At 45.6% G+C, this 18,169-nt stretch carries 15 protein-coding genes; 13 read left to right on the forward strand and 2 right to left on the reverse strand.

Features of this window, described 5'->3' with window-relative positions; translation table 11 throughout:
* Positions 1-147 precede the first annotated feature (147 nt).
* A complete protein-coding gene (locus VB073_RS03125) occupies positions 148-1,449 on the forward strand; it encodes a M23 family metallopeptidase (RefSeq protein ID WP_323402685.1) in 1,302 nt (433 codons plus the stop codon).
* 9 nt (positions 1,450-1,458) lie between these two features.
* Here the strand turns inward: VB073_RS03125 and VB073_RS03130 are convergent, their stop codons facing one another.
* Positions 1,459-2,478, reverse strand: coding sequence for a GNAT family N-acetyltransferase (locus tag VB073_RS03130; protein WP_323402686.1), 1,020 nt, complete (start codon positions 2,476-2,478; stop codon positions 1,459-1,461).
* A 35-nt stretch (positions 2,479-2,513) separates the two neighbouring features.
* Positions 2,514-3,335 (reverse strand): 1-acyl-sn-glycerol-3-phosphate acyltransferase, encoded by an 822-nt coding sequence (locus tag VB073_RS03135; protein ID WP_323402687.1) that lies wholly within the window; start codon positions 3,333-3,335, stop codon positions 2,514-2,516.
* Positions 3,336-3,609: 274 nt separating this feature from the next.
* Between VB073_RS03135 and VB073_RS03140 the strand changes: the two genes are divergently transcribed.
* From VB073_RS03140 to ftsA, 12 genes are all read left to right on the forward strand, one after another.
* Positions 3,610-4,053: a cell division/cell wall cluster transcriptional repressor MraZ gene (locus tag VB073_RS03140; protein ID WP_323402688.1), complete on the forward strand. Its 444-nt coding sequence runs from the start codon at positions 3,610-3,612 to the stop codon at positions 4,051-4,053.
* A 41-nt stretch (positions 4,054-4,094) separates the two neighbouring features.
* Entirely contained in the window at positions 4,095-5,021 is a 927-nt protein-coding gene (gene rsmH / locus VB073_RS03145; protein ID WP_323402689.1) for a 16S rRNA (cytosine(1402)-N(4))-methyltransferase RsmH, read from the forward strand.
* 65 nt (positions 5,022-5,086) lie between these two features.
* Entirely contained in the window at positions 5,087-5,419 is a 333-nt protein-coding gene (locus VB073_RS03150) for an FtsL-like putative cell division protein (protein WP_323402690.1), read from the forward strand.
* A 19-nt stretch (positions 5,420-5,438) separates the two neighbouring features.
* Positions 5,439-7,634 (forward strand): penicillin-binding protein, encoded by a 2,196-nt coding sequence (locus VB073_RS03155; RefSeq protein WP_323402691.1) that lies wholly within the window; start codon positions 5,439-5,441, stop codon positions 7,632-7,634.
* A 101-nt stretch (positions 7,635-7,735) separates the two neighbouring features.
* Entirely contained in the window at positions 7,736-9,196 is a 1,461-nt protein-coding gene (locus tag VB073_RS03160; protein ID WP_323402692.1) for a UDP-N-acetylmuramoyl-L-alanyl-D-glutamate--2,6-diaminopimelate ligase, read from the forward strand.
* 19 nt (positions 9,197-9,215) lie between these two features.
* The gene (gene mraY / locus VB073_RS03165; RefSeq protein ID WP_323402693.1) at positions 9,216-10,475 is read left to right on the forward strand and encodes a phospho-N-acetylmuramoyl-pentapeptide-transferase; all 1,260 of its coding nucleotides are present in this window, start codon (positions 9,216-9,218) and stop codon (positions 10,473-10,475) included.
* A gap of 90 nt (positions 10,476-10,565) precedes the next feature.
* Positions 10,566-11,906: a UDP-N-acetylmuramoyl-L-alanine--D-glutamate ligase gene (gene murD, locus VB073_RS03170; RefSeq protein ID WP_323402694.1), complete on the forward strand. Its 1,341-nt coding sequence runs from the start codon at positions 10,566-10,568 to the stop codon at positions 11,904-11,906.
* A 166-nt stretch (positions 11,907-12,072) separates the two neighbouring features.
* Positions 12,073-13,440 (forward strand): FtsW/RodA/SpoVE family cell cycle protein, encoded by a 1,368-nt coding sequence (locus tag VB073_RS03175; protein ID WP_323402695.1) that lies wholly within the window; start codon positions 12,073-12,075, stop codon positions 13,438-13,440.
* Positions 13,437-14,537: an undecaprenyldiphospho-muramoylpentapeptide beta-N-acetylglucosaminyltransferase gene (gene murG / locus VB073_RS03180; RefSeq protein ID WP_323402696.1), complete on the forward strand. Its 1,101-nt coding sequence runs from the start codon at positions 13,437-13,439 to the stop codon at positions 14,535-14,537. The genes VB073_RS03175 and murG overlap by 4 nt, the downstream gene beginning before the upstream one ends.
* Before the next feature lie 68 nt (positions 14,538-14,605).
* Positions 14,606-15,988 carry a UDP-N-acetylmuramate--L-alanine ligase gene (gene murC / locus VB073_RS03185; RefSeq protein ID WP_323402697.1) on the forward strand — a complete coding sequence of 461 codons (1,383 nt, stop codon included), beginning with the start codon at positions 14,606-14,608 and terminating at the stop codon, positions 15,986-15,988.
* Between the two features lie 66 nt (positions 15,989-16,054).
* Positions 16,055-16,786 carry a hypothetical protein gene (locus tag VB073_RS03190; protein ID WP_323402698.1) on the forward strand — a complete coding sequence of 244 codons (732 nt, stop codon included), beginning with the start codon at positions 16,055-16,057 and terminating at the stop codon, positions 16,784-16,786.
* A 9-nt stretch (positions 16,787-16,795) separates the two neighbouring features.
* On the forward strand, positions 16,796-18,151 hold the full coding sequence (ftsA, locus tag VB073_RS03195) for a cell division protein FtsA (RefSeq protein WP_323402699.1): 1,356 nt from the start codon (positions 16,796-16,798) through the stop codon (positions 18,149-18,151).
* Positions 18,152-18,169 lie beyond the last annotated feature (18 nt).

An 18,169-nucleotide genomic window follows, 5' to 3' on the forward strand; every position in this document is an offset into this window, starting at 1 on the left:
TTTGTAGTCAGATTATCTTAGTCGGATCCATTCTGCCTCCCGGTATCCGAAAAGCGTGTAATGCAGGCTGTTTTTGTGAGGATATCAATCTGTTATCTGTTTTTCAGGCCTGTTCTGGAACCGGGGAAGTTGTAAATGCAATCAGTTATGTGTAAAACAAAAGGAAAACGAACGATTCATTCTATTATCTATTTGTTCCTGATAATGACCATTGTTTCATGCGGATTAAAAAAAGAAGAACAACCGGTTGATCAGGTAGAACCGGAAGAAAAAGATTGTGTGTATGAGTATGGAATATGTGTCGATTCTCTCGAGGTGATACACTACGAGATCGGACAGGGGCAGTATCTCGCTTCTATACTGGGCAATCTCGGATTTACACCAGCCGAGGGCGGGAAGATCATAGAAGCCATCTCTCCTTTTTATCCTCCTTCACGGTTACAGGTTGGAAATTCTTATGCAACAATTACCGGTCCCGGGCAGGACGTGAGATACATGGTTTTTGAAAAGTCACGTACCGATTATACTGTGGTGGATTTGACGGCGGATACGATAAAAGTATATGAATATATAAAACCTGTGACCCTAAAACGCGAATATGCTGAAGGGACAATCAATTCCTGCATGTGGAACGCGATCATTGAGACCGGCGCACCCGCTATGTTGGCACTTAAACTATCAGATGTATATGCCTGGCAAATTGATTTCTTTGATGTCAAAAAGGATGATTCGTTCCGATTGATGTATGATGTAGCATATATCGATGATACCACTATGATAGGAATATCCTCTATTGAAGGGGCTGTTTTCACTCATCAGGGTAAGTCATATTATGCTATCCCATTTCAACAGGACTCTGTCAGGGAATTCTTTGATGAGGAAGGCAATAGTCTGCGAAAGGCCTTTTTAAAAGCACCACTTGATTTTATCCGTATTACCTCAAAATTCTCCAATTCCCGTTATCATCCCATCCTGAAGCGTCATCGGCCGCATCATGGCGTAGATTATGCTGCTCCGGTAGGGACGCCTGTCAAGACAATTGGCGACGGGATGGTCGTCGAAAAAGGATTTCAGGGTGGCGGAGCAGGGAATTTCCTGAAGATAAAACACAATAGTTCCTATACGACTACTTACATGCATTTGAGCCGATTTGCAAAAGGGATTGAGAAAGGGCGTCATGTGAAACAGGGGGAGGTAATCGCATACGTGGGCTCGACAGGTCTGTCTACCGGTCCCCATCTCGATTTCCGTGTACATAAGAATAATCAGCCGATTAATCCTGTTACCATCGAATCGCCTCCTTGCGAGCCGGTCAGATCTGAATGGATGGATAGCTTCCGGGTTGTGCAGGAGAGGATGCTGTTACAGTTAGACAGTTTACAGATGGGGCAATTAATCGTGGCGGAGCAGGCTCCTGACTCGTTGACATTGAAATCACCCCATTCCTGAGAGACAAAATCACCGTTTCAGTTTGGGAAGCACTACTTTCCGTTTTCCCGTACTGCCTGCGATTCTCTTTCTGAGCATCAGGAGAAACCGTTTGCTGGGATTACTTTTTAAGTACGACTCGATGTGACGGGCCCGTTTTTCCTCCAGGATCTGCTCGATCTCGATAAGAATACCCGATTCTTCCACGTCACCAAACTCATCGTTAATGGCGGTGCCAAAAAAACGCATGGTAGGTGACAAACTCATATAAGCATTGATCAGGGGTGGAATATTATAGCCAAGTACACGCACTTCCTTATTCAATATCCTGTAATCTTCATTGAATTTTTTTCCAGTGAAGAGTTGTTTCATCTGATCAATATCGGTACCGGTCCTGAGTGGATCGATCGGTGTTACCAGATTTTCTGTGTCGGGAAAATGCTTGTGAAGAAAATAGAGGATCATATTGCGGGCATCCTTATTGTAGGTGCCGTACATGGTCACTTTCCCAAAAAAGTATCTGATCCCCGGGTCAATGACGGAGAGTGCACCCAGCCCGTCCCATAGGTTGTCGAGAGCGAAGATGCCTTTCCTTCCCATCAATGTGGATTGGTATTCGAGTGAGACGAATGATCGTCCCAGTTCTACTGTGTATGGTAGATATTCCGATAAAAATTGCTCTGAAAAGCTGTAGAGATGGGCTGTAGCGAGCATAGGCCGGCTTTGTTCGTCGAATTTCACATCCGAACCGCAGATAAACCGGTATCCACCCAATATTTCCTCATTCTCGGGATCCCATACGATCAGCTGGCGATAAGGCACATCCATTATATCGTATTGATCTATATCGGCTTCCAGCCCTGTCCCTCCACCATAATGGCGAAAGGCGATCTCGCGTAACCGGCCTACTTCTTTCATCAGGTTGGGTGAGTCGTGCGCAGTAAATACGTAAATCTCATTATTGGCCTTATTGGTTGTCCTGACCCGCTTTTGAACGGTCAGTTCACTTTTTATCAGATTTTTATCGATAGGATCTATGATCTTCTCCATAACTTTTTCTTTTTAATTGTTTCGGCGTACTGTTGTTAACCCATTGAGTAAACCACTTCTTTTACATATTGTGCCCACTCGGCCGGAGTCCTGGATTTGTCGAACGTTTGCCGGGAGATAGGGGGGCCAAAGGTGATGGTGAATGATTGACCGCTGTTTTTGAACATTTCATCCGGCAGGTAGATCAGTTCTAAATTGAATTTTATTCCTGATACCTTGCGGAGATTGGCAAAGTTGTAGAAGAAATTGGAATTCCGACCTGCAAAATGAACCGGAATGATATCCCTTTCATACTCAATTGCTTTGATGATGAAACTTTTCATCCACTCCGTATCCTTAACCTCTCCCTTTTGCTTTCTGGAACATAATCCTGCGGGAAAGGTAATCATTTGGTTGTCGGATGCATAAGCCTCGTTGATTGCCCGTGCCGAATCTTTAGCCTGTGACCCATATTTGTTGATTGGAACAAAGATGGGTTTCAACGGATCGATATAATAAAGCACGTCATTGACCAGATATTGAATTTTTCCGTTGTATCTCTCACCTAAGATGGCGGAAAGACAAATACCATCAAGCCCCCCCAGCGGATGGTTGGATGCAAAAATAAATCTTCCCTCTTCAGGGATATTCTCTTCCCCTTTCGTTTCAAGACTCAGTTTGAATTCCTTTTCAATGAGGGCACGCATAAAGGAGACTCCCTCAAACCCCTGATTTCGTTCCAGTATGCCGTTGATATCATCCTGGTGGAGAGTCCGTTTGAGGTAGTTAATCAGAAATTTCGGAATTTTATTGTAATATTTGGGTGATTTATCTCTTAAAATATGGTCAATATCAACCCTAAACGCATTGTGATCCATTACACCGTCCTCTCTTTCTATTTAGCCGCAAATGTACAAAAATAGTGGAAAAATGAGAATGATCGTCGAAAAAATATTCTTCATAGATAGAAGTGGTGAATATTTTAGGAATATTAGGGCGGGATTCCCCACTTTAATAATGCTATTAAAATAATGATATATAGAATATTAATTAATAGTTTTAGGCTGTTGAAAACTTTTTTATAATTTTTTGTGTGGAATTGTGGGGGAAAGTGGATTATTTTGTACTTTTACAGCGTTATAAGTAAAAAAGATGCTGCAATTTTTGGGAAATATGGAAGCAAAAGCTGATGCAAAGGGTAGGATCTTTGTACCGGCGATTTTTCGCAAGCGCTTGCAAAGCGAAGGTGAAGAATTTCTTGTACTTCGTAAGGATATTTTTCAGGATTGTCTTGTGCTTTATCCTGGTAGCGTATGGGAGAAAGAGGTCGGGATGCTTCGAGGCCGGTTGAATAAATGGAATAAAGAGCAGCAGCAGATTTTTCGCCAGTTTGTACTGGATGCGGAAAGGCTTGAGATGGATGCAAACGGTCGTGTGCTTATTCCCAGGCGTTATCTGCAGATGATTTCTATTGAATCTGATGTTCGTTTTCTGGGGGTGGATGAAACCATCGAGATTTGGGCGAAAGAAAAATTGGAAAAACCGTTGGTTGATCCCGACGAGTTTTCTTCGAAATTACAGCAATTAATGGAGTAGGACTATTTCTTGAGGATAGTCGGGTTTTAGAGAATAACAATATGGCTTTACATGACGGACAGCATGATGCGGTATATCATACGCCGGCGTTGCTTGACGAGAGCGTCGACGGGCTGAGTATCTGTCCCCATGGTGTCTATATCGACGTTACTTTCGGGGGAGGAGGGCATTCCCGGGAGATACTGAGGAGGTTAGGCGAAGAGGGGCGGCTCATCGCGTTCGATCAGGATGAAGATGCTGCCGGGAATATTACTTCCGACCCCCGTTTTACTTTTGTGCATGGCAATTTTCGCTTCCTGAAGAATTTTCTTCGATATCAGGGTGTGGAGGCGGTGGATGGTATTCTTGCTGATTTGGGGGTATCATCTCATCATTTTGATATTTCCGAACGCGGCTTTTCATTTCGTTTCCCGGGAGAGCTGGACATGCGTATGAATCGCAATGCTCAAAAGAAGGCTTCTGATGTTCTCAATGACTATGAGGAGGGGCAGTTGTCCGAACTTTTTTTCCGGTATGGCGAATTGAGGAATGCCCGACAGATAGCTTCAGCCGTAGTACGATACCGTCAGACCCAACAAATCAGGGAAACTGATGATTTGCTTGCGATCTTAGAACCCTTTACCCGTAGGGAAAAAGAGAAAAAAACGTTGGCACAAGCCTTTCAGGCGCTTCGTATTGAAGTGAATGGCGAGATGGAGTCGCTGAAAGAGATGCTTTTACAGTCTTTGCGAGTACTGAAGCCCGGTGGGCGTCTTTGTGTGATCTCTTATCATTCGCTGGAAGACCGTTTGGTGAAGAATTTTTTCAAGACGGGTAACTTCGAAGGAGAGCTGATCAAAGATTTTTACGGGAATGTAGAAACTCCATTCACGGTAATAACCCGTAAGGTGATTGTTCCCTCCGAAGCGGAGCAGCAACGAAATCCGCGTTCAAGGAGCGCCAAGTTGCGTATCGCGGAAAAGAGATAATTAATGTGATGATTTACTGATTTGATGATTAATCAGCATATCTGTAAATCTACAAATCAATATAGATGAAACTGAAGTTCGATAACATACGCAAATCGTTTGTCCGTGTTTTTGGGGGGAGTGTCCTCACTGAGGATTTCTTCCTCAAAAACATGAGATTTGTCATTGCTATCGTGCTGGTAATGTTTCTGTTTATCAGTCATCGGTATAAAGTGCTCCAGCAGATGGCCGAGATTGAGAAGTTGCAGCAGGAACTACGGGATGCAAGATATGAGTCGCTCACCATCTCTTCGAGTCTGACTGAAGCGAGCAGGCAGGGTGAGATTGAGCGGCGTATTGAGGAGGCGGGTCTGGAGTTGAAAGTGACCAATGAACCAGTCTATTATATCGATAAATGAATAGATCGTCTTAGGGAAAATGAAAAAGAATCGGAACAACAAACAGGCTATTTTGGGCAGATATGGGTTTATCGTTGCCTTTTTGATGCTGTTTGCCGTGATGGTCATTTTTTCTGCCGGCAAGATCGTGTTTACTGCCGAAGGTAAAAAATGGCGTGAGGTAGGTGAAAAAGAGACGGTGATCAGGGATCGTGTGATCCTGCCCAAAAGAGGTAATATTTATACCCATGACGGCAAATTGTTGGCTACTACTGAACCGCTGTACAATATCTATATGGATTTCTGGGCGGGTGGAATGGAGAAAGATACACTGACCAAATATGTGGGTGACTTGTCGGTGGCGCTGGCGAAGAAATTTCCTGACAGGACCGCTGCCCAATATAAGAATCTGATCATGGGTGGATGGGAGATGCGTGAAAAGGAGGAGAGACAGATTAAGGAGAATCAGGAGAAAGGGATTGACAAGAAGGTCCCGCTCCGGTCCCGCTATGTAAAGATACTGCGTAAGGATATTTCTTATGTCGACCTAAAAGAACTCCGCACCTATCCTTTTTTAAATCAACGCTCTAATCGCAGTGGGCTGATCGCTGAAGAACGGAATGCCCGAAAGAGACCTTTCGGCAATTTGGCCAACCGTACAGTCGGCAGCGTCTATAAAGATATTGAAAAAGGAGGTGCCAGTGGTCTGGAGCTGAAGTACGACTCGTTGCTCAGGGGAGTACCGGGGGTGAAGTTCCGCCAGAAGATACAAGGGCGATGGATGGATGTGGTGGAGAAGCCTGCCGAAGAGGGGTGGGATATCATCACTACTATTGATGCCGATATACAGGATATCACTGAACGTTCCCTACGGGCTAAATTGATAGAGACTGATGCCGAGTCGGGTACAGCCATTATCATGGAAGTGAAGAACGGTGAGATAAAAGGGATTGTCAATCTCGACCGGATGAGTAATGGAAATTACGCTGAAGGCAATCCCAACGCGTTCTCCTATATGAATGAACCCGGTTCTACCTTTAAGACGGTGACAGCGATGGTAGCACTTGATGACGGAGTGATTACTCCTACTGACTCGTTTTTTGTAGGGAATGGCCTTTTTCAGTATAAAGGGAAATGGGTGAGGGATCATTATTGGCGTAGAGGACAGGATAGGGGTTATATGAATGTAAACCAAGGGATTGCTGTTTCGTCGAATGTAGTGATGAGTAAAATCGTGTTGAAGGGATATGAAAACAATCCTACAAAATACATAGAGGGGATAGACCGCATCGGTTTGCGAAAACGACTTACATGGGATGTGCCTCTGAGTGGGATAGAAGGAACTTCTTCCATTCGTTTTCCAAATGATAAAAATAATTATTGGTCCAAGACCACCCTCCCCTGGATGTCGTTCGGATACGAAACACAGATACCACCCATCTATATGTTGATGTTCTATAATGGAATTGCGAACGGAGGGACAATGATAAAGCCCTTTATCGCCAAGCAATTCTTTGAAAAAGGCAAAATGGTGAAGAATGTGGAAGCGGAGGTGGTAAACCCTAAAATGTGTAAGGACACTACCCTGGAACTGATACAGCAGATGCTGGTAAAAGTGGTGACGAGTGGGACCGCCAAAGTGGTGGCATCCGATTACTTCACTATAGCCGGAAAGACAGGGACAGCAGGGATTGCATCCAGAGGCGGTTATCAGGATTATTACGTTTCATTCTGCGGCTATTTCCCGGCAGAAGAGCCTATGTACACCATTTTCGTGGGCCTAAGGAAACCGAAGGGTTCACCTTCCGGAGGTGGAATGGCAGGAATGGTCTTTAAAAATATAGCGGAACAGACCTACCTAAGAAAAGTGAGATTAGATGTAGAAGACTGTAAGATAGATTCTACATTGCATAAACAACCGGTGTTGAAAAACGGTAATTGGAATCGAAACAGGTCGCTGTTGAACGCGTTGAATTTTCCCGCAGAAGGACCGGCTAAAGCAACGGATTGGGTGAAGATGAAGATGGACAGTGTGTCGTACAAGTCAGAACCACTAGAATTGAACAACTCTCTTATTCCCGACGTGCGGGGAATGGGTGCTCGTGATGCAATCTATCTGTTGGAGAAATCGGGTTTGAGAGTTAATCTGATCGGAGCAGGCAAGGTGGTGTCACAGTCGCTCTCTCCCGGACAGAAACTCGTGAGAGGGACTACAGTCACCCTTACGATGAGATAGAGCTGATTTGTGGATGTGCTAATCCCGATAAATCGGAACAAGTAATGAATAATATGCCAATGGGTAAAAGTCTTGATTCTTGTATCTAAAAATCTGAAAGAATGATTTTACGTAAATTAATCGAAGCATGTGAAGTGGTTACCATTCGTGGTAACAGCGAGTCGGAGGCGGTATCTATCACGTCCGATTCGCGTATGGTGACGGCGGGTTCCCTTTTTATCGCGGTTGAAGGGATTTTTACCGATGGACATGCTTATATCGGTAAGGCAATAGAACAGGGAGCAATCGCGGTGGTATATGATAAACCGATGATCGAGGAATATTTCTCCCGTGTTACCTATGTGCAGGTAAAAGAGAGTGGGGTGGCATTGGCACAGATTGCTTCGGCTTTTTATGGCAATCCGTCGTCATTGCTGAAATTGGTGGGAGTTACCGGTACAAACGGAAAGACCACTGTTGCCACATTGCTGTATGATTCTTTCCGTCATCTGGGTTATCCATCCGGATTACTGTCCACGGTGGCCAATTATGTGAATGGAGAACGATATCCAACGACACATACCACACTCGACCCCATCATGCTCAATACTTACTTGCGTAAGATGGTAGATGCCGGTTGCGAATATGCCTTTATGGAGGTAAGTTCACATGCCATCCACCAGAAGCGGGTGTATGGACTCCGGTTTGCAGGTGGAATTTTCACCAACCTCACTCAGGATCATCTCGATTACCACAAGAATATGCTGGAATACCGTAATGTGAAAAAGGTATTCTTTGATGACCTCCCGGGCGACGCATTTGCATTGACCAATATTGATGACAAGAATGGGCCGATTATGTTACAGAATACAAAGGCTACCCGATACACCTATTCTGTGAGAGGGATGGCCGATTTCAAAGCCCGTATTTTCGAGAAACATTTCGATGGTACCGATATAGAGATCAACGGGAAAGAACTCACTGTTCAGTTTGTGGGTACTTTCAATGTCTATAACCTGCTGGCTGTATATGGAGCGGGCAGGCTGCTCGGTCTCGAAGAGGAGGAACTGCTTCGTACACTTTCTTTGTTAAGGCCGGTTGCCGGAAGGTTTCAAACGCTACGTTCACAAAAAAACTATACGGTTATCGTGGATTACGCCCATACTCCCGATGCGCTGTCCAATGTGCTGAGTGCGATTGATGGCGTGCTGAACAAGAAAGGGCGGATCATTACTGTGGTGGGATGCGGAGGTAACCGCGACAGGACCAAACGGCCGATTATGGCGCGTGAAGCAGTACAATTCAGCGATAAAGCCGTATTTACTTCCGATAATCCCCGGTTTGAAGAGCCGGAAGAGATTCTTCGGGATATGCTTGAAGGGCTTACAGAAGAAGAGAAAAGCAATACGCTTACTATTATCGACCGTCGGGAAGCTATCAAAACGGCTTGTGCATTGGCGCAACCGGGAGATGTGATTCTAATCGCCGGCAAAGGCCATGAGGATTATCAGGAAATAAAAGGCGTGAAACACCATTTTGATGATAAAGAAGAGGTAGAAAAAATCATCACATTATCACATTAGTAAATCATCAAATCGAAGAATGTTATACTATCTATTTGAATATTTAGACAAGCTTGATTTCCCCGGGGCGGGTATGTTTCAGTACGTGATGTTCCGTTCCGCCATGGCTGCGATCTTTGCCCTGCTGATCGGTATTTTTGCCGGAAAGAAGATTATCAGCGCTTTACAGCGAAAACAGATAGGAGAGACCATCCGAAACCTTGACCTGGAAGGACAATACAGTAAACGGGGTACACCCACTATGGGAGGAGTTATTGTGATCTTGTCTATTCTGGTTTCCACGCTGCTTTTCGGAAAATTGGAGAATATCTATATTATCCTGATGCTTGTCAGCACTGTCTGGCTGGGTGTATTAGGCTTTGCCGATGATTATATCAAGGTATTCAAAAAGGATAAAGAGGGATTGAAAGGTAAATTTAAGATCGTGGCGCAGATCGGTTTGGGACTGATCGTCGGCCTCACCATCTATTTCAGTCCCGAGATTGTTGTCCGTGAAAATACAGAAATCCGTATCAATAACGTGATAGAGGATGTCACCTATAAAAATGAGGATGTAAAAACCACCAGTACCACTATCCCATTTGTGAAGAACAATAACTTCAATTATAAAGGGCTTGTCAACTGGATGGGGGATTATGCCGATACGGCAGTCTGGGTCGTTTTCATCCTGATGGTGATCCTTATCGTGACGGCAGTCTCCAATAGTGCTAACCTGACAGATGGGTTGGATGGACTGGCTTCCGGTTCTTCGGCCATTATTGGGGTGGCATTGGGTATCCTTGCCTATGTCTCGGGACGTGTCGACTTTGCCTCTTACCTTAATATAATGTATATACCGGGAGGCGATGAACTGATGGTGTTTGCTTCCGCCTTCGTGGGGGCCTGTGTCGGTTTTCTCTGGTACAACGCCTATCCTGCTCAAGTATTTATGGGAGATACGGGTAGTTTGACAATGGGAGGTATTATTGGTGTTTTTGCCGTGCTGATCCATAAAGAGATGCTACTACCTATTCTATGTGGAGTCTTTTTTGTAGAGGCATTATCGGTGATCGCACAGGTAACTTATTTTAAATTCACGAAGAAGAAATACGGGGTGGGTAAACGTGTTTTCAAGATGACCCCGCTACATCATCATTATCAGAAACCGGGTGACGGGAGTATCGATGCACTTATCCAGAAGCCTTTTGCTCCCTTGGCCGAGCCAAAGATCGTAAGCCGTTTCTGGTTGGTAGGGATGATCCTGGTGGTATTGGCCCTTGCGACCCTCAAAATGAGATAATAGTTGTGGTAGTAAAGAGAGAGAACGAATCCCTGAGTGCCGGTAATGAGTTCTGAACCGGTGCGATTGGTCAGCTAAATAGATAGAACGATGAATGAGAAGTTGATAGTGATCCTTGGTGGTGGTGAAAGCGGTGTGGGTTCTGCCATACTGGCGCAGAAGAAAGGATTCGGGGTATTTCTTTCCGACAGCGGTAAGTTGTCGGATGCCCATCGGGAGACACTGAAGGCATACGGGATCAATTTTGAGGAGGGTGTACATAGTGAAGAGAACATACTAAGTGCTGATGAGATAATAAAGAGCCCCGGTATCCCCGATACTGCATCTATCATACAAAAGGTACTGGCAAAGGGTATTCCGGTGATCTCCGAAATTGAATTTGCCGGCAGATATACCGATGCTAAGATGATCTGTATTACCGGGAGTAACGGAAAAACGACCACTACCAGCCTGATCTACCATATCCTGCGATCAGCGGGATTGAACGTGGGTCTGGGAGGTAATATAGGGAAGAGTTTTGCCCGTCAGGTGGCAGAGGAATCGTATGATTATTATGTGCTGGAACTGAGTAGTTTCCAACTCGAGGGAGTATATGATTTCAAGGCCGATATAGCCGTGCTACTGAATATTACCCCTGATCATCTGGATCGCTACGATCATGACCTGCAACTTTATGTGGATGCCAAGATGCGGATCATCCGGAATCAGAAGACCGAAGATGCATTCATCTACTGGGTGGATGATCCTCTGGTGACCAAAGAAATTGAGAAACTGAAGCCGTCTGCCACCATCTATCCTTTTGGAGAGAAAAAGAATGGCCCTACGGCTGCATATACGGAAGACGGGAAACTCTATATTCAAACGAAAGAAAATATATTCGATATGGAACTGGAATTGCTTGCATTGGAAGGGATGCATAATGTGTACAATTCGATGGCTTCGGGGATTGTAGCAAAACTGATGGATGTCAGCGATGAACAGTTACGCATATCCCTGGCCGACTTCAAGGGAGTTCCTCACCGACTCGAGAAAGTAGCTACAGTACGTGGAGTGCAGTATATCAACGACTCCAAAGCGACTAATGTGAATTCATGCTGGTATGCCTTGCAGAGTATGCGTACGAAAACGGTATTGATCCTTGGCGGTACCGACAAAGGTAATGATTATACCGAAATTGAGGAGTTGGTGCGTAGTAAAGTAAGAGCGTTGATCTTCCTGGGAAAAGATAACAGTAAGTTGCACGCGTTCTTCGACGGTAAGGTGAATGACATTTATGATGCCGGTTCGATGAGCGAAGCAGTAGATACTGCCTATCGACTGGCGCAGAAAGGTGATACAGTGTTGCTCTCACCCTGTTGTGCGAGCTTCGACCTGTTCAGGAACTACGAGGACCGGGGAGACCAGTTCAGGGAATTTGTGAGACGGTTGTAATTCAGTGGATATTCAGTTGTAAATCGCAATTGAGTTACGTGCGAAGCACAAATAACACGAGCGGAGCGAGTGAATAACTATTGAATAACGCGAAGCGAATAACTCGCGCAGTGCTAATAACAGTAAAGCTGAAAATCAGTAACTTATTAAATTAACAAATCAAAACATGCTTAACGACAGCAATCAAATGCAGGATCCCGATCAATTGAATGGAAGGGTAGCGGAAACGGAATCTTCGTTAGGTGATTTCGGGCGTAAGATATTCAAGGGTGATAAAGTGATCTGGTTAGTCTTTATCATTCTGTGTGTGATTTCACTGGTAGAGATTTTTAGCGCTACCAGTACTATTGTCTATCGCCAACAAAATATGTGGGGGCCGATATTGCGGCATGCCATGTTCCTGATTGGGGGGGTGGGAGTGATACTATTGATCCATAATATCCCTTACCGTTATTTCTCTTCGTTGATATTTGTGCTGTTAGGCGCTATCGTTTTGTTGATCCTGACGCCGTTTATAGGTGTGAGCGTCAATGGGGCGGATCGCTGGATATCTTTTATGGGATTTACCATTCAACCTTCGGAGATCGCGAAGATATCGCTGATGGGAACGATTGCGTTCCTCCTGAGCAAGCAAAATGGGGAGAACGACGCTATCCTGTTCCGTTGGATGATCGGCCTGATGGTGGTGGTCTGTGGAATTATCGCTATGGATAATTTGTCGACCGCCGTATTGTTGTTCGGTATCTGTTATCTGCTGATGTTTATCGGTAATGTGAAAATTATCAGGTTGCTGAAAGTTGCGGGAGCGGGGATCGCCCTGATACTCCTTTTTGTACTGATGCTGAATGTGATTCCCGACAACTGGACCGACTCCGGGCCTCTGAACCGTCTGGGTACATGGAAGAACCGTATAGCCAGTTTCAGTTCACACAAAGAGTTGTCCGAAGAAGAATATTATACCATCACCGATGAGAATTATCAGGTGGCACACGCCAAGATCGCCATTGCCAACGGTGGGGTGGTGGGCGTGTTTCCCGGGAACAGTACCGAACGGGATTTCCTGCCACAGGCCTATTCCGACTTTATCTATGCAATCATCATCGAAGAGATGGGATTGGTAGGCGGTCTTTTTGTTTTGCTGCTCTATGTGATTATCCTGATCCGGGCGGGGATGAGTGCGCGGAAGACCGAGAAGCTCATTCCCAAGTATCTTGTGCTAGGGTCGGCATTGATGCTCTCCATACAGGCATTTATCAATATGGCGGTGGCCGTCAACCTGATCCCGGTCACAGGACAACCGCTACCTCTAGTGAGCCGCGGTGGGACTTCTACCCTGATTACTTGTGCCTATTTCGGATTGATTCTGAGTGCCGACCGTTTCGGTATCGGTAGGAAGAAAAAGGAAAAGACCTCAGAAGCAGAAACCGGCAAGGATGAGGAGAATAAGGATTCCGGTAGCGACCTCCCCGGTGCAGACGTTGGGTCAATCAACCGACTGGAAGATAAAGTTGAATTTGAAATTATCCAGGTATGAAGCGAGTGATTGTGAGCGGTGGAGGTACGGGGGGGCATATTTTTCCTGCCATCAGTATTGCCAATGCCGTGAGAGAGCGGTGGCCCGACAGCGAGATACTTTTCGTGGGTGCGGAAGACAGGATGGAGATGGAACGTGTGCCGGCTGCCGGATATAAGATCGTGGGCTTGCCTGTGGCGGGCTTCGACCGTCAGCATCTGCTGAAAAACTTCTCGGTGATGGTGAAGCTTTTTAAAAGCATGCAGAAGGCGCGTAAGATCATCATCGATTTCAAGCCCGATATAGCGGTGGGAGTAGGAGGATATGCCAGTGGCCCTATATTGAAGGCGGCATCGGCAAAAGGTGTGCCGACACTCCTTCAGGAACAGAACTCTTATGCCGGGGTGACCAATAAGATGCTGGCCAGGAAAGCTTCCGCTATCTGTGTTGCCTATGAGAAGATGGAGCAGTTCTTTCCCGCGGAGAAGATAGTGCTTACCGGTAATCCCTGCCGCCAGGATCTGGTGGTGTCGGAAGAGAACCGGACGCAGGGATACGCTCACTTCGGGCTGGATCCCGCCAGAAAGACGATTCTGATGGTTGGGGGAAGCCTTGGTGCCCGTACCCTCAACCAAAGTATTGCCCGTGTATTCCCAAAGTTGGCTGAAGCCGATGATCTGCAGGTGATCTGGCAATGCGGTAAATATTATTATAAAGAGATGCAGCAGTTGCAATCGGAAGGCAAGATACCACCGAACGTGCATCTGGTCGATTTCGTGTCGAGGATGGACTATGCTTATTCAGTGGCTGATCTGGTGATTTCGCGTGCCGGCGCAGGATCTATTTCGGAATTCAGCCTGCTGGGGAAGGCTGTCATTCTGGTACCCTCACCCAATGTAGCCGAGGATCACCAGACAAAAAATGCCCAGGCACTGGTCGATAAAGGCGCAGCTATCATGATCCGGGATGCAGAAGCTGCTGATATCCTGTTCACCAGGGCGATAACGCTGATCAGGGATGAAGAGGAATTAAAAAAACTCAGTGAGAATATTTTAAAACTGGCACAACACGACTCGGCAAAACGAATCGTCGACGAAATAGAAAAAGTTATTCGGTAGTTGTTCGTGAGTGAAGCGAATGAATAACTACTGAATAATGCACGAAGTGCAAATAACGCGAAGCGAATATGGATTACGAATCGATATATTTTGTAGGTATTGGTGGTATTGGCATGAGCAACCTGGCCCGTTATTTTCTCTCGAGAGGAAAAAGGGTAGGGGGATATGACCGTGCTGAGACGGCGCTTACCCGATTGTTACAGGATGAAGGGGCATTTATCCATTATGAGGATGATATCCACGCTATTCCGACACCGTTTCTCGATCACGAAAAGACATTGGTCGTCTATACGCCAGCCGTACCGGCATCCCATGGCGAACTGCTCTATTTCAGGGAGAACGGCTTTGTGGTGATGAAAAGGGCGCAACTGCTTGGTGAGATCACAGTCAGCAGCGATGCTGTCTGTGTGGCGGGAACCCACGGAAAGACGACGGTGTCGAGTATGGTCGCCCATCTGTTACGGCAGTCCCAGGTGGATTGTAATGCCTTCCTGGGAGGTATCCTGAAAAATTATGACAATAACCTGCTGCTTTCCGACAAGAGTAATATTACAGTGGTGGAAGCAGATGAATACGACCGCTCTTTTCACTGGTTGACACCCTGGATCGCTGTCATCACTTCGGCTGATCCCGATCATCTGGATATCTATGGTACCGAAGAGGCATACCGTGAGAGTTTTGAGAAGTTTACTTCATTGATCCGGCCCGACGGACACCTGATTATGAAAAAAGGTATTCCGTTGACCCCGTGTACTGCAGAGGGAGTGAAGATATGGAGTTATAGTGAATCGGAAGGCGATTTTCATGCGGAGAATATCCGTATAGGCAATGGCGAGATAGTGTTCGATATCGTGACACCGTCGCAGGTGATCAAAGATATCTTACTGGGTGTTCCGGTGAAGATTAATATCGAGAATGGAGTGGCAGCTGCCGCTGCCGCATTACTGTGTGGCGTTACAATAAATGAGATTCGGGAAGCGTTGCATACGTTCCGGGGGGCCGCGAGAAGGTTTGATTTTCATATCAAAACCGACCGGATTGTCTTTATCGACGATTATGCCCATCACCCCCGGGAACTATCGGCTGCCATTCAATCGATCAAGGCGCTTTATGCCGATAAGAAAATAACAGCGGTGTTTCAACCGCATCTCTATTCACGTACCCGTGATTTTGCTCAGGAGTTCGCGGAGAGCTTATCCCTTCTGGATGATGTGATACTGCTGGATATTTACCCGGCCAGGGAAGAACCTATTGAAGGGGTTACTTCACGGATCATCTTCGATAAGATAACTTCGAGACAGAAAATATTATGCACAAAAGAGGATTTGGTCACACTGATTCGGAAAAAAGATGTGGAGGTGCTGGTGACGTTTGGAGCTGGTGATATCGACCGGTTGCTTCCTGAAATAGAGCATCTGTTGGCAGAAAAATATCTGTCGGGAATTAAATGATTTTGAAGAGTTCATCTGTTTGAATAACTAATTGTATCTTTGTAGTTAATAAAATATTCCTGACCGGTGAAAAAATTTCTCATCATATTGATTGCGGCGGTAGTCATTGGCTACCTTATCTTTTCTGCATCCTATTTCAGGAATAGATCGAAAGACGTAGTGTGTGAGAGTTTTAGCGTGGTGATTGAAGACAGTACCCACTACCGTTTTGTATCTACCCAGGATATTGTGGGACTGGTGAAACGGTACGATCTTTATCCCGTCGGTAAAACATTTGGGGAGATTAATACGTTAGCTATCCGGGATAGTATTCTTACCAACAAACTGGTGGAGTCTGCCAAGGTATTTATTACCCCGAAAGGCTCGGTAATGGCGACGATATCTCAACGGAAACCGATATTGAGAGTTATCTCTGATGTGAAGGGTAATTTCTATGTGGATAATGAACGACGTATCATGCCCGTTTCTGCCAATTTCGCCGTATATGTGCCCGTAGCCACCGGGGTTATCGATGAGGAATTTGCCCAAAACCAATTGTCTGATTTTGCACTGTTCCTTTCTTCCCATCCCGATTGGGATGCATGGATAGAGCAGATCGTGGTGCAAAAGGATCAGGAGGTGGAATTAATCCCAAGGGCTGGTGATTTCAGGATCATTTTGGGAAGTCTGGATGATTACCAGGCTAAGCTGGCTAAATTCTCCCGGTTTGTGGATGAAGGGCTTAATGTGGTGGGATGGAATCGCTATTCTGCCATCAATCTGAAATACGATAATCAGGTGGTATGTACGAAAAAATAAGTATATAATATGACGCAGTCTGGATTTATAGCTGTAATTGATCTTGGTAGTTCCAAAATCAAAGGGGTTGTAGGCCGTAAGAACGAAAATGGAGTCATCTCCATTTTGGCTAGCAGTTCTATCGATTCGGGGAGTTCGATCCGTAGAGGAATGGTCTACAATATTGAACAGGCCGGTGCCAATGTACACAAACTTATCATGATGCTCGAAAACAGTTTGGAGAGGCGAATTGGGAAAGTCTATGTATCTCTCTCGGGACAATCATTGCATACGTTTGAATTCAGTGAGATGTTGCGGATTTCATCCGGAATGGTCACAGAAGAGGAGGTGAGCCGGTTACGTAAATCGGCTGAGAAATTCCAGCCTGAAATGAAGCGTAATTACAGGATCGCAGATGTGGAGTATTATATCGACGATAAACCGGAACCCAACCCGGTGGGGGTGACGGGTTCCGAGATAGAGGCCGGGTTCAAATTGATTGTCGGACGCCCCAACCTGCTGGTAAACATAGAAAAAAGTATTACAGCCAAAACTGACCTGGAGATTGCAGACTACATTGTGGGACCGATGGCTTCGGCTTCGATTGCGTTAAACGATGAGGAGAAAGAGTTGGGCTGTGCCTTTTTGGATTTTGGAGCGGGCACAACCACACTGTCGGTCTATAAAGGAGGAATACTCCGTCGGATGGTGGTCATCCCTTTTGGAGGAAAGAACCTCACTAAAGATATCTGCGCGTTGAATTTTACCGAGAATGATGCGGAGCAACTCAAGATAAAATTTGGAAAAGCATTCGAGAGCCAGGAGGGCCCCATGTTCCTGTCTCCTTTTTCTTCGAAACCGGATGTCGATCTTACCGAACTCAATAAAGTGATCGGTATGCGATTAGACGAAATAACTGCCAATATAAAGGAGCAGATAGCCCTCTCCGGATATGAAGGGCAATTAGGTGCCGGACTGATTATTACGGGTGGTGCATCACAACTCAAGAATATAGACCTGTATCTTACACAGAAATTGAAGATGCCCGTAAGAAGGGCATCTGCCAGGAAGACATTGGTCAATAATTTCCCTGACCTGATGCATGATCCTTCCTTCACCCAGGCATTGGGAATGCTTCTTTTTGGTGAAGAAAATTGTGAGATGGTAAAACCTGATCCTGTCGAAACGGAGGAAGAGGAAGGAGGGAAATCAGGCTCTTCCAGTTGGTTCATAGGAAAGGGGCGGAATCCAAGGCCCGAGAAAAAACCGAAACCTCCTAAAGAAAAGAAACCGAAACCCGAAAAAGAAGAGAAAGAGGGTGGTGGATTCTTCTCTAAAGTTGAAGGTATGTTTGGAGGTCTTTTCTCGGAAGAAGATGATGAATAATACTGTTTTTATTTACAG

Source organism: Proteiniphilum sp., from assembly GCF_034927365.1.
Classification (GTDB): domain Bacteria; phylum Bacteroidota; class Bacteroidia; order Bacteroidales; family Dysgonomonadaceae; genus Proteiniphilum.

Coding starts and splice junctions, on each gene's coding strand:
- VB073_RS03140 (WP_323402688.1), top strand. CDS start 3,610: ATGCTGCAATTTTTGGGAAATATGGAAGCAAAAGCTGATGCAAAGGGT.
- VB073_RS03160 (WP_323402692.1), top strand. CDS start 7,736: ATGATTTTACGTAAATTAATCGAAGCATGTGAAGTGGTTACCATTCGT.
- murG (WP_323402696.1), top strand. CDS start 13,437: ATGAAGCGAGTGATTGTGAGCGGTGGAGGTACGGGGGGGCATATTTTT.
- VB073_RS03125 (WP_323402685.1), top strand. CDS start 148: ATGTGTAAAACAAAAGGAAAACGAACGATTCATTCTATTATCTATTTG.
- mraY (WP_323402693.1), top strand. CDS start 9,216: ATGTTATACTATCTATTTGAATATTTAGACAAGCTTGATTTCCCCGGG.
- VB073_RS03150 (WP_323402690.1), top strand. CDS start 5,087: ATGAAACTGAAGTTCGATAACATACGCAAATCGTTTGTCCGTGTTTTT.
- murD (WP_323402694.1), top strand. CDS start 10,566: ATGAATGAGAAGTTGATAGTGATCCTTGGTGGTGGTGAAAGCGGTGTG.
- rsmH (WP_323402689.1), top strand. CDS start 4,095: ATGGCTTTACATGACGGACAGCATGATGCGGTATATCATACGCCGGCG.
- ftsA (WP_323402699.1), top strand. CDS start 16,796: ATGACGCAGTCTGGATTTATAGCTGTAATTGATCTTGGTAGTTCCAAA.
- VB073_RS03130 (WP_323402686.1), bottom strand. CDS start 2,478: ATGGAGAAGATCATAGATCCTATCGATAAAAATCTGATAAAAAGTGAA.
- murC (WP_323402697.1), top strand. CDS start 14,606: ATGGATTACGAATCGATATATTTTGTAGGTATTGGTGGTATTGGCATG.
- VB073_RS03135 (WP_323402687.1), bottom strand. CDS start 3,335: ATGGATCACAATGCGTTTAGGGTTGATATTGACCATATTTTAAGAGAT.
- VB073_RS03155 (WP_323402691.1), top strand. CDS start 5,439: ATGAAAAAGAATCGGAACAACAAACAGGCTATTTTGGGCAGATATGGG.
- VB073_RS03175 (WP_323402695.1), top strand. CDS start 12,073: ATGCTTAACGACAGCAATCAAATGCAGGATCCCGATCAATTGAATGGA.